This is a genomic window from Rudaea sp. (assembly GCF_036383415.1).
Lineage (GTDB): Bacteria > Pseudomonadota > Gammaproteobacteria > Xanthomonadales > Rhodanobacteraceae > Rudaea.
Genome location: NZ_DASVOK010000287.1, coordinates 1 through 9,287 on the forward strand (window position 1 = coordinate 1; position 9,287 = coordinate 9,287).

The window sequence follows — 9,287 nt, forward strand, 5'->3', positions numbered from 1 at the left end:
GGCGACGCTGGCCGCGCTCGACATCATGCCGCCGGCGCAGCGCGACGACTCGCGCTGGCGCTACCTGCGCGCGCGCGTGCTCGCCAAGCTCGGGCGCAAGGACGAGGCGAACGCGCTGTTCCGCACGCTCGCGAGCGAGGCGAATTTCTTCGGCTTCCTCGCCGCCGACCAGATCGATGCCGGCTACACGATCTGCAGCGCCGACTTGCCAGCCGACAAAACTTCCGAGGCCGCTTTGCGCAAGGACAAAAACCTCGCGCGCGCATTCGAGTTCTTCGCCATCGATCGCCTCAGCGAAGCACGGCGTGAATGGGACTTTGCCCAGAGCGGGCTCGATGCCGACCAGCGCCGCCAGGCGATCGCGCTCGCCGCGAAGGAAGGCTGGATCGACCGCGCCGTCTACGCCTTCAACCAGGGCGAGGACATGCGTTTGTATACTTTACGCTTCCCGCTCGCGCGGCGCGATCAGATCGTGCGCGACGCAAGGGACGGCGGCATCGAGGCGGCCTGGGCTTACGCGATCATCCGCGCCGAAAGCGCGTGGACGACTGACGCGCGCTCCGGCGCGAACGCCTACGGCCTGATGCAACTCCTGCCTGGCACGGCCAAGCAACTCGCCGCAGCCGAAGGCGTGTCGTACAGCGGCGCCAACGACCTGTTCGATCCCGACACCAACATCAAGCTCGGCACGCTCTACCTAGGCAAGGTCGCCGCGCGCTTCGACGGCAGCCCATGGCTCGGCAGTGCCGCCTACAACGCAGGCCCCGGCGCGGTCGACAAATGGCTCGCCGCGCGCGACACGCTCGATCCGGACTTTTTCATCGAGACGATTCCGTACAAGGAAACACGCGAATACGTCTCGCGCGTGCTCGCCTTCAGCGTGATCTACGACTGGCGCCTCAACGGTTCGACCCTGTCGATCTCCTCGCGCCTGCCGCGCATCGGCCAAGCCTACGAGCCGCCGGGTGAGAAGGTCGCGCGCAAGGCGGTGGCGTGTCCTGCAGCGAAAACGGTCACGGTGGAGACTGCTGCCGTGCCATCGCCCGTTCCAGCGCCGGCTCAACCGAAAGCGCAATAAGCCCTCTCCGAAGAAGGGGGCTGAAGCTTGGCGCATCCGCGGCATAATGCGCGCATGAAGACCTATCTCGTCGGCGGTGCCGTGCGCGACCGTCTGCTCGGCATCGCGGTCAAGGACCGCGACTACGTCGTCGTCGGCGCCACGCCCGAGGAGATGCTGCGCGCGGGCTACCAGCCGGTCGGCAAGGACTTCCCCGTGTTCCTGCATCCGCAAACGCACGAGGAATACGCGCTCGCGCGCACCGAGCGCAAGACCGGACGCGGCTACCACGCGTTCGCCTTCCATACTGACCCGAGCGTGAGGCTCGAAGACGACCTGTGCCGCCGCGACCTGACGATCAACGCGATCGCCGAAGACGAGCATGGTGCGCTGATCGATCCGTTCGGCGGTACGCGCGATCTTGAAGCGAAAGTCCTACGCCACGTCTCGCCTGCGTTTGCCGAAGATCCCGTGCGCGTGCTGCGCGTCGCCCGCTTTGCCGCGCGCTATGCCGACCGCGGCTTCCGCATCGCCGACGAAACGCTCGCGCTGATGCGCGGCATGGTCGCCGACGGCGAAGTCGATCACCTCGTGCCCGAGCGCGTCTGGGCCGAGACACAGAAGGCGCTGACCGAAAAGACGCCGAGCGCGTTCCTGCACGCGCTGCGCGACTGCGGCGCGCTGCGCGTGCTGTTTCCCGAGATCGACGCGCTCTACGGCGTGCCGCAGCGCGCCGAGTTTCATCCCGAGATTGATACCGGCATCCACACTGAAATGGTCGTCGACATGGCCGCGCGGCTTGCGTCGGGCGACGCGCTGATCGGCTACTGCGCACTCGTGCACGATCTTGGCAAGGCGCTGACGCCGCAGGACGTGCTGCCCAAACATATCGGCCACGAGCATCGGGGTCTCGCGCCGGTCGAAACTGTAAACACGCGCTACAAGGTCCCCGCCGAATACGCGGCGCTTGCGCAACTCGTCTGCAAGCTGCACCTGCTCGCGCACACCGCACTCGAACTCAAACCCGCGACCGTGCTCGGCCTGTTCGAGCAGCTCGACGCGTTCCGTCGCCCCGAGCGTGTCGAATCGTTCCTGATCGCCTGCGAGGCCGACAAACGCGGTCGCTTGGGCCAGAGCGAATCCGCCTATCCGCAGGGCGACTATCTGCGCCACGCATTTGCCGCGGCGAGCGCAATCGGCGCAAAGGAATTCGTCGAGCGCGGCCTGCATGGCCCGGCGATCGGCGAGGCAATGCGCAAGGCGCGCATCGATGCGATCGCGGCGCTTTAACGGCGCAGCACCATCACGCGGAATTTCTCGCCCATCTCGCCGGGCAGAGTCAGGCGCTTGACCTGCTGCGCCAGCGCGTAGCGTGTGGCTTCGTCTGCAGTCCGCTCGTAGCCTTGTGCGAACACTTCATCGATGCCGTTCGCGATCAGGAACGGCGCCTGCGTGGCGTGTTCGGCCACGCGCAGTCCGACTGCTTCGCCCGCGCGCGCGAGCGCGTCGAAATCGACCCAGGCGGTGATGTCCTGCAAGCCCGGCAGGATCAATGGATCGTCGTGCGCGCGATGGCGGTAGTGGCAACGCAGCGTGCCGACGTGGCGCGCAGGGTCGTAATACCCCCCGTGCGCATAGCCGTAGTCGATGAACCAGGCACTGCCGCGTTCGAGGGTGCGCGTCACTTCGTCCAGCCACGGATCGAGCAGGGTGCAGACTTCGGAGAGATATGGTCGCGGCAGGTGCGCCGCACGCTTGCCGAGCACGCGTTCGACCGCGGCCTGCAAACTGGCATCCGCGGCGATCTCGCGCCAGACGAAATGCTCCTGCGCATCGATGCCGACGGCGCGCGCGAACAAGCCCTCGTCGCGTAGCGCGAACGCGCGCACCGGCAATGCGTCGATCACTTCGTTGGCGACGAGTGCACCGCGCCATGGTGTCGAGGGCGGGGCGTCGAGCCACTCGATGCGGTCGAGCAGATGCGCGCAACGCGCGTGCAAGGTCTCGCGCTGGCGCGCGCGCAGGTCCGCGCTGCGTTCGAGCAGGCGGTAGCGCGCCGGCAATGTACCGAGACGTTCGAGTTCGAGCAGCAGTTCCGCGGCAAGCGCGCCGCTGCCCGGACCGAGTTCGACAATGTCTTCGCCATCGGCGAGTTCGGGCTCGAGCGCACGCGCAAGGCAGCGCGCGAAGACGAAACCGAGTTCCGGCGCGGTGACGAAATCGCCGGCGGCGCCGAACTTGGTCGTGCCGACACTGTAGTAGCCGAGTCCGGGCGCGTACAGCGCGAGTTCCATGTAGCGCGCGAAGTCGAGCGCACCGCCAGCCGTTGCGATTTCCGCGCGGATCAGCGCCGTCAGCCGCTCGCTGTGCGCGCGCGCTTCGGCGGATGGTTCGGGCAATTCGACGCGCATGCGTGCGTTGTGGAAGAATCCGAAGCGAATGGCCGCGCAGCATAGCGCGCACAGCGAGGGACGGCGAATGGAAACGAACGCGGGTACGCGCAAAGTCGTTCTGATCACCGGCGCCGCCAAACGCGTCGGCGCCACGATCGCGCGTGCGCTGCACGCTGGCGGCTACGATCTCGCCCTGCACTATCGCCGGTCGCGCAGCGAGATGGACAGCCTGATCGGCGAGCTTGAGGCACAGCGCGCGGACAGCACGCTCGCCGTGTCCGCGGAACTGGCCGACATCGAACACCTGCCGCGGATCGTCGATGCCTGCATCGCGCGCTACGGCCGCCTCGACGGTCTCGTCAACAACGCCTCGGCGTTCTATCCGACGCCGATCGGCACGGTCACCGTGCAGCAATGGAACGAGCTGTTCGCGAGCAATGCGCAGGCACCGTTCTTCCTCGCCCAGGCAGTCGCGCAGCATCTGAAGAAAACGCATGGCGGCATCGTCAGCATCGCCGACATCTACGCGCAGCACCCGCTCGCACGCCATCCGGTTTATTCGATGGCCAAGGCCGCGCTCGTGGCGATGACGCGATCACTCGCGCGCGAACTCGCGCCCGAGGTACGCGTGAATGCGATCGCGCCAGGCGCGATCCTCTGGCCCGAATCGGGCAAGACCTACACCGATCAGGCCGAACTGATCGCGCGCACGCCGCTGGCGCGTACCGGCACGCCCGAGGACGTTGCCGCCGCCGTGCTGTTTCTGCTGCGCGATGCGAAGTTCACGACCGGGCAGATACTCAACGTCGACGGCGGCCGCGATCTCGTCATCTGATTGCGCTGTCGAATTCGATCGCCGGTTCGAAGCGAGCGCGATCCGCGTGTTCAGACCACAGTTGCGCCAGCGTTTTGTGTAAAACCGGATGCATCGCCGCCGGCGCGATATCGGCCAGCGGCTTGAGCACGAAAGCATGCTTGAGTTCGGGCCGCGGCAGTTCGAGGTGGCCCTCGCCCGTCATCACGAGGTCGTCGTAGAGCACGATGTCGACATCGAGCGTGCGGCTGGAGAAACGCGGCACGTCGCGGCGGCGGCCGTGGCGGTCTTCGAGCGCGTGCAGCCAGTCATTGACTATGGCGGGCGCGAGATCGGTGTCGATCGCAACCGCGAGGTTGAGGAAATCCGGCCCGTCGAAACCGACTGCCCTGCAGCGGTAGACGGGCGAAACCGTGATGTCGCCGAAGCGCGCGCGCAACTCGGCAAGCGCCGCGCGCAGATGTTTTTCCGGCTCAAGGTTCGAGCCGAGGCTCAGGTAGGCACGGCTCATGCGGTGGGTTTGATGCCGCGCTCGATGACGACGCCGACCGATTTCGAACCGCGCACCGCGCCGGGCTTGGCCAGTCTCAGGCGCAGCCACGGCACATTGAATTCGCCCAGCACAATCTCGGCGCAGCGCTCGGCCAGCGTTTCCACGAGCTCGAAGTGCGCTGCTTCAACGAACGCGATCAGGCGCTTGGACACAGCCTTGTAGTCAAGCGTGTCCTCGATGCGATCGCTCGCCGCCGGTTTGCGGTTGTCGAAGGCCATTTCCAGATCGAGCGCGACGACCTGGCGGATCTTGCGCTCCCAGTCGTAGATGCCGATGACGGTTTCGATGCGCAGGTCTTCGATGAAAACAATGTCTGACATAGTGGCGAAGTCATGCCGGCACAGCCAGCATTCAATTTATCCTTGCCTTGGATTCTATACGGCCGCGAGGCTTTCAAGGTCCCAGCGCGGCGCAACCTTGATCGCCGCATCCTCGTGCAATCCCGCTTGCAGGCGTAACGCGCCCGCGAGCGCGATCATCGCGCCGTTGTCGGTGCAGAACTCCAGCCGCGGGAAATGGACGCGGAAACCTTCGCGTTCGGCCGCGTCGGCTAGTTGCGCGCGCAGGCGCTTGTTCGCGCCGACGCCGCCGGCGATGACCAGCCGGCGCGCGCCAGTCTGCGCCAGCGCGCGACGGCACTTGATTGCGAGCGTATCGACGATCGCCTCCTCGAAGCCGCGCGCAATGTCGGCCTTCACTTCGGGATCGTCTGCATTGGCTTGGTAAGCGAGCAAAACCTGGGTCTTCAGCCCGGAAAAACTGAAATCGAGGCCGGGCCGGTCGGTCATAGGCCGCGAGAACCTGAATCGTCCCGCCACGCCCGACTCGGCCAGCTTGGCCAAGGCGGGGCCGCCCGGATACGGCAGGCCCATCAGCTTGGCGGTCTTGTCGAATGCTTCACCGGCCGCGTCGTCGAGCGTGTCGCCAAGCAGGCGGTAGCGGCCGATGCCCTCCACCTCGATCAGCATCGAATGACCGCCCGAGACGAGCAGGGCCACGTACGGCGGTTGCGGCGGATCGGCTTCGAGCATCGGCGCGAGCAGGTGCCCTTCCATGTGGTGCACGCCGATCGCCGGGACGTCGAGCGCCCAGGCCAGCGAACGCGCGCAGGCCGCGCCGACGAGCAGCGCGCCGACGAGGCCAGGGCCGGCTGTGTAGGCGACTCCGCCGAGGTCGCGCGTGGTCATGCCGGCACTGCGCAGGGTCTCGCGGATCAGCGGCAGCAGCTTGCGCACGTGGTCGCGGCTGGCCAGCTCGGGCACGACGCCGCCGTAGTCCGCGTGCATCCGGATCTGACTGTAGAGCGTGTGCGCAAGAAGGCCGCGGGCCACGTCGTAGACGGCCACGCCGGTTTCGTCGCACGAGGTCTCGATGCCGAGCACAGGGCCTGCAGTTCGGGGACGGGGGGTATTTGCAATCGAATGGGTCATGGCGCTAGAATACACGGCTCACCGCCCGAAGTCGGGCAACCGTACTGTTTTGGAGTCTGCATGCCTTCCGTCAAAGTTCGCGAAAACGAGCCTTTCGAGTTCGCCCTGCGTCGTTTCAAGCGCACCTGCGAAAAGGCCGGCGTCCTCGCCGAGACCCGCAAGCGCGAGTTCTACGAGAAGCCGACCCAGGAGCGCAAGCGCAAGGCCGCCGCGGCCGTCAAGCGTCACCTGCGCCGCGTGTCGCGCGACGTGACCAAGCGCCGTCGTCTGTACTGATCTGACGACACTGCAAGCGTCTTTCAAGGCGGCCGGTCGCGCGAGCGTACCGGCCGTTTGCATTTGCGCCATTTGTGCGTTCATCCCTGAACGCGAAGATCACGAAGCGGCCGTCCCTGACCGCACTTCTCCGAGGAAAGAAGCATGAGCCTCAAGCAACAGCTGACCGACGACATGAAAACCGCGATGAAGTCGGGGGACCGCACGCGCCTGGAAGTCATCCGCCTGATCAACGCCGCGATCAAGCAGCGCGAAGTCGACGAGCGCATCATGCTCGACGACACGGCCGTGCTGGCCGTGCTCGAGAAGATGCTCAAGCAACGCCGCGACTCGATCACCCAGTTTGAAGCGGCGGCGCGCCACGATCTCGCCGACAAGGAGAAGTTCGAGGTCGGCGTGATCCAGCACTACCTGCCGGCGCAACTCAGCGCCGAGGAAGTCGACGCCGCCATCGCCGCCGCGATCAGCGAAGCGGGTGCGACCAGCGCGAAGGACATGGGCAAGGTCATGGGCCTGGTCAAACCCAAGGTGGCCGGACGCACCGACATGGGCAAGCTGTCGGAGCTAGTCAAGGCCAAGCTCGCGACCCTCGGCTGACGTCAGCCGGTCAGACGAAACTGCCGGCGCAACTCGAACTCGCCCTGCGCCGTGAACAGCACCGCGCGCGATCGCCGCGCGCGGCGTGCCCAGCCCAAGGCAAAGAACCGATCCAACAAAGCCGCGCCGAGCGAACCAGCCAGGTGATGCCGGCGTGCGCTCCAGTCGAGACAAGTGCGGCACAGCGGGCGCTTCTGCGCGGATAGTGCGTCCACATCGATGCCGAAGTCGCGGAAGAAACGGATGCCTCGCGCGTTGAGCTGCAAGCCGTGTTGCGGCTCGACGAAGCAACGCGGCGCAACCTGCTCGAACAACTCCACGGCAATATCTCCGGCAAGGTGGTCGTAGCAGACGCGCGCGCGACGCAATGCCGGATCGCGTGGGCCGAAACGTGGCGGCGATGGTGCAATCAATCGCGTCGAAACGTCGAACAGACTCTCCAGAAGCTGCGCCACCATGCGATCGGCGAGTCGGAAATAGCGATGGCGCCCCTGCGCCTCGACGGCAAGCAATCGCGCGTCGCACAGCCGGCGCAGATGCGAACTCGCAGTCTGCTTGGTTACGCCGCCAGCGTTCGCCAGCTCTGTCGCGGTGAGGGCCTGGCCGCCCATCAGGGCCATCAGCAATTTCGCGCGCGCCGGTTCGCCGATCAGCGCGGCAATGGCTGCGATGTCGGGTTCCTCGTTCATGCCGAGATGCTGCCACAAGACGCACCGCCATGGTTCGATGCGAATCGAACCTTTTCCGGTCCGGCGACGCTACGGTAATCCCGACAGCAACGTGGGAGACCCGAATGAGCATCACCTGCTTCATCCGCTACCAGATTGATCCGTTCCAGCGCGCGGCATTCGCCGAATATGCCGAGAAATGGTCCACGATCATTCCGCGTTGCGGCGGCGATCTGGTCGGCTACTTCACGCCGTGCGAAGGCACCAACGATATCGGCTGGGGCTTGATCTCATGTGAAAGTCTCGCCGCCTACGAGGCATATCGCGCGCGCCTGCGGTCCGATGCGGACGCGCGCGCGAATTTCCTGTTTTCGAACGAGCGTCGCTTTATCCTGCGCGAGGAGCGCACGTTCCTTGAGAACATCGACGCCACCCTGCACAGACCGGCCGTGAAAGCCGTGCGGAAATAGCTGCCGGGCTGCGGCAACTCGGGACCGACGCATTGGCAAAGCCGGTGGGAGGCGGAAAATCCCTCGTTCCGGCGTGTCGCACAGGACGATTGGATGCATCCGGTCCGGGCGGATTGGCAGGCGCGTCTCGAAGCCGCGGTCGCACGAACGGGGCCCGAGACCGTACTGGTCGCGCACAGCCTCGGCTGCCTGCTCGTCGCGCACTGGGCCGCGAACACGCACCTGCGCGTCAAAGCGGCGTTGCTGGTCGCCGTGCCTGATCCTGCGGGTCCGGAATTTCCTTCCGTGGCGATCGGCTTTGCCGATCCGCCGGCACGGCCGTTGCCGTTCAGAAGCCTCATCGTTGCCAGCCGCGACGATCCCTACGGCAAGCTCGAGCACGCGCGTGCCTGCGCGGACGCCTGGGGCAGCGAACTGGTCGATATCGGGCCGGCGGGGCATGTCAACGCCCTCAGCGGTCTCGGTCGGTGGAAGAAAGGCTTTGCGTTGCTGCAGCGCTTGCGTGCATGAACTTGTCGGGCATCCGCACAAGCTAAAATGGCGGCCATGTCCGGCCGCATCCCCGCCCAATTCATCGACGAACTGCTCGCGCGCATCGACATCGTCGAGGTGATCGAACAGCGCGTGCCGCTGCGTAAGCAGGGGCGCGACTGGAGCGCGCGCTGCCCGTTCCACGACGAGCGCTCGCCTTCGTTCACGGTGAGCCCGGCCAAGCAGTTCTACCATTGCTTCGGCTGCGGTGCGCACGGCAGCGCGATCGGGTTTTTGATGAACTACGACCGCATGGAATTTCCCGACGCGGTCGAGGAACTCGCCCAGCGTGTCGGCCTCAAGGTGCCGTACGAGGGCGGCGGCGCGCGCCCGGTCGAGGATTCGACCGACCTGTACACGCTGCTCGATGCGGCGGCGAAGTTCTACCAGCGCGAGCTGACGAAGAGCGCCAAGGCGCGTGCGTATTTCGATGCGCGCGGGCTCGACGCAGAGACGATCGCGCGTTTCGGCCTCGGCTACGCGCCCGACCAGTGGGAT

General features: G+C 66.1%; 13 protein-coding genes. 8 read left to right on the forward strand and 5 right to left on the reverse strand.

What is annotated here, in order from left to right; genetic code table 11:
- The coding region (locus tag VF497_RS10860) for a transglycosylase SLT domain-containing protein (protein ID WP_330888555.1) at positions 1-1,078 on the forward strand (1,078 nt) is incomplete at its 5' end.
- Between the two features lie 54 nt (positions 1,079-1,132).
- Positions 1,133-2,347 (forward strand): multifunctional CCA addition/repair protein, encoded by a 1,215-nt coding sequence (locus tag VF497_RS10865; protein ID WP_330888557.1) that lies wholly within the window; start codon positions 1,133-1,135, stop codon positions 2,345-2,347.
- On the opposite strand, the gene VF497_RS10870 is transcribed toward VF497_RS10865, so the two are convergent.
- A complete protein-coding gene (locus VF497_RS10870; protein WP_330888559.1) occupies positions 2,344-3,468 on the reverse strand; it encodes a class I SAM-dependent methyltransferase in 1,125 nt (374 codons plus the stop codon). The genes VF497_RS10865 and VF497_RS10870 overlap by 4 nt on opposite strands.
- Positions 3,469-3,535: 67 nt before the next feature.
- Between VF497_RS10870 and VF497_RS10875 the strand changes: the two genes are divergently transcribed.
- A complete protein-coding gene (locus VF497_RS10875) occupies positions 3,536-4,285 on the forward strand; it encodes a pteridine reductase (protein ID WP_330888561.1) in 750 nt (249 codons plus the stop codon).
- On the opposite strand, the gene folK is transcribed toward VF497_RS10875, so the two are convergent.
- Genes folK through tsaD form a run of 3 tightly spaced genes read right to left on the reverse strand, consistent with a single transcriptional unit; the run spans position 4,278 to position 6,247 of the window.
- A complete protein-coding gene (folK, locus tag VF497_RS10880; RefSeq protein ID WP_330888563.1) occupies positions 4,278-4,775 on the reverse strand; it encodes a 2-amino-4-hydroxy-6-hydroxymethyldihydropteridine diphosphokinase in 498 nt (165 codons plus the stop codon). The two genes, VF497_RS10875 and folK, sit on opposite strands and share 8 nt — an antisense overlap.
- Positions 4,772-5,137 carry a dihydroneopterin aldolase gene (gene folB / locus VF497_RS10885; protein WP_330888565.1) on the reverse strand — a complete coding sequence of 122 codons (366 nt, stop codon included), beginning with the start codon at positions 5,135-5,137 and terminating at the stop codon, positions 4,772-4,774. The genes folK and folB overlap by 4 nt, the downstream gene beginning before the upstream one ends.
- A 54-nt stretch (positions 5,138-5,191) precedes the next feature.
- Positions 5,192-6,247, reverse strand: coding sequence for a tRNA (adenosine(37)-N6)-threonylcarbamoyltransferase complex transferase subunit TsaD (gene tsaD, locus VF497_RS10890; RefSeq protein ID WP_330888567.1), 1,056 nt, complete (start codon positions 6,245-6,247; stop codon positions 5,192-5,194).
- Between the two features lie 60 nt (positions 6,248-6,307).
- On the opposite strand from tsaD, the gene rpsU reads away from it, so the two are divergent.
- Positions 6,308-6,523, forward strand: coding sequence for a 30S ribosomal protein S21 (gene rpsU, locus VF497_RS10895; RefSeq protein ID WP_018971772.1), 216 nt, complete (start codon positions 6,308-6,310; stop codon positions 6,521-6,523).
- Between the two features lie 144 nt (positions 6,524-6,667).
- Complete coding sequence (locus VF497_RS10900; RefSeq protein WP_330888571.1) at positions 6,668-7,120, forward strand: GatB/YqeY domain-containing protein; 453 nt, start codon at positions 6,668-6,670, stop codon at positions 7,118-7,120.
- A 2-nt stretch (positions 7,121-7,122) separates the two neighbouring features.
- On the opposite strand, the gene VF497_RS10905 is transcribed toward VF497_RS10900, so the two are convergent.
- Complete coding sequence (locus tag VF497_RS10905; protein ID WP_330888573.1) at positions 7,123-7,809, reverse strand: helix-turn-helix transcriptional regulator; 687 nt, start codon at positions 7,807-7,809, stop codon at positions 7,123-7,125.
- Between the two features lie 104 nt (positions 7,810-7,913).
- Between VF497_RS10905 and VF497_RS10910 the strand changes: the two genes are divergently transcribed.
- The 3 genes from VF497_RS10910 to VF497_RS10920 all read left to right on the forward strand — a co-directional run.
- Positions 7,914-8,258, forward strand: coding sequence for an NIPSNAP family protein (locus tag VF497_RS10910; RefSeq protein ID WP_330888575.1), 345 nt, complete (start codon positions 7,914-7,916; stop codon positions 8,256-8,258).
- Positions 8,259-8,768, forward strand: a complete 510-nt coding sequence (locus tag VF497_RS10915; RefSeq protein WP_330888579.1) for an RBBP9/YdeN family alpha/beta hydrolase — start codon at positions 8,259-8,261, stop codon at positions 8,766-8,768.
- Between the two features lie 36 nt (positions 8,769-8,804).
- On the forward strand, positions 8,805-9,287 hold a 483-nt coding region (locus VF497_RS10920), incomplete at its 3' end, for a CHC2 zinc finger domain-containing protein (RefSeq protein WP_330888577.1).

Coding starts and splice junctions, on each gene's coding strand:
- folB (WP_330888565.1), bottom strand. CDS start 5,137: ATGTCAGACATTGTTTTCATCGAAGACCTGCGCATCGAAACCGTCATC.
- VF497_RS10900 (WP_330888571.1), top strand. CDS start 6,668: ATGAGCCTCAAGCAACAGCTGACCGACGACATGAAAACCGCGATGAAG.
- VF497_RS10910 (WP_330888575.1), top strand. CDS start 7,914: ATGAGCATCACCTGCTTCATCCGCTACCAGATTGATCCGTTCCAGCGC.
- folK (WP_330888563.1), bottom strand. CDS start 4,775: ATGAGCCGTGCCTACCTGAGCCTCGGCTCGAACCTTGAGCCGGAAAAA.
- VF497_RS10905 (WP_330888573.1), bottom strand. CDS start 7,809: ATGAACGAGGAACCCGACATCGCAGCCATTGCCGCGCTGATCGGCGAA.
- tsaD (WP_330888567.1), bottom strand. CDS start 6,247: ATGACCCATTCGATTGCAAATACCCCCCGTCCCCGAACTGCAGGCCCT.
- rpsU (WP_018971772.1), top strand. CDS start 6,308: ATGCCTTCCGTCAAAGTTCGCGAAAACGAGCCTTTCGAGTTCGCCCTG.
- VF497_RS10865 (WP_330888557.1), top strand. CDS start 1,133: ATGAAGACCTATCTCGTCGGCGGTGCCGTGCGCGACCGTCTGCTCGGC.
- VF497_RS10875 (WP_330888561.1), top strand. CDS start 3,536: ATGGAAACGAACGCGGGTACGCGCAAAGTCGTTCTGATCACCGGCGCC.
- VF497_RS10870 (WP_330888559.1), bottom strand. CDS start 3,468: ATGCGCGTCGAATTGCCCGAACCATCCGCCGAAGCGCGCGCGCACAGC.